This is a genomic window from Micrococcus sp. LASM2_SD2 (genome assembly GCF_057364565.1).
Window position 1 is genome coordinate 1 of record NZ_JBNFOB010000404.1, and the last position, 1,068, is coordinate 1,068.

General features: G+C 70.8%; 1 protein-coding gene. It reads right to left on the bottom strand.

Features of this window, described 5'->3' with window-relative positions:
• Positions 1-175: 175 nt before the first annotated feature.
• Positions 176-1,068, bottom strand: an 893-nt coding sequence (gene ccsB / locus AC2W7A_RS12735; RefSeq protein ID WP_485991652.1) for a c-type cytochrome biogenesis protein CcsB, incomplete at its 5' end; no start/stop codon positions are given.

Genomic DNA, 1,068 nt, shown 5'->3' on the forward strand with positions numbered 1-1,068 from the left:
GGCGGCTGCGGCGACGGCACCGGGCCCGGACGCCCCCGCCGGCCGCTGATACCGGCCCGAGGCCGACGGCGGGCACACCGCAGACGTCAGAACACAGAGGTGGGGCCCCGGACCTGATGTCCGGGGCCCCACGTCTCTGTTCAGGAGTCTGTTCGCGCGTGTGCGACCGCCCGGATCACTCCGGGACGCCGGCGTAGGAGTGCAGGCCCGGGAAGTACATGTTCACGATCGTGTAGTTGAACACGATGCAGGCGAACCCGATGATCGAGAGCCAGGCCGAGCGGTTGCCGGTCCAGCCGCGGGTGGCGCGGGCGTGCAGGTAGGCGGCGTAGACCACCCAGATCACGAAGGTCCACACCTCCTTGGTGTCCCAGTTCCAGTAGCGGCCCCAGGCGGCCTCGGCCCAGATGGCGCCGGCGATCAGGGTGAAGGACCACATCACGAAGCCCACGGCGTTGATGCGGTAGGACCAGTTCTCCAGCGAGCCGGCGGTCGGCACCAGGCGCAGGAAGGACCAGGTGCTCCGACCCTGCGTCAGGCGGGTCTGGGCGTTGGACTGGACCAGCTGCAGGATGGACATCGCCGCGGTCAGGGTGAACAGCGCGGTGGCGAGCACGGCGATGGACACGTGGATGACGAGCCACGGGGACTGCAGCGGCGGCTGCAGGTGACCCACCGGCGTCGGGAAGCCCATGGTGGCCGCGCACATCATGGCCACCACCAGGCCGGTGACGAAGGTCCCCACGAAGCGCAGGTCCTTGCGGAACAGGAAGACCAGGTAGACGGTGGTCACCAGCAGGGCGCCCGTGGTCATGAACTCGTAGAGGTTTCCCCAGGGCACACGGCTGGCGGCCAGGCCGCGGGCCACCACGGCGAAGACGTGCAGGGCCCAGCCGATGCCGAGGATGGCCACGGCCACGTTGGCGATCGGGCGGCGGCCCTGGCCGGTGTAGTCCATGTCCTCGTCCACCAGGTCGAACTCCGCGCCGTCGCCGGTGCGGTCCAGCGGGGCCGGGCCGGACGGGTCGCGGTCCAGCAGGGCGGTGGAGCCGGCGCCCTGTCCGCCGG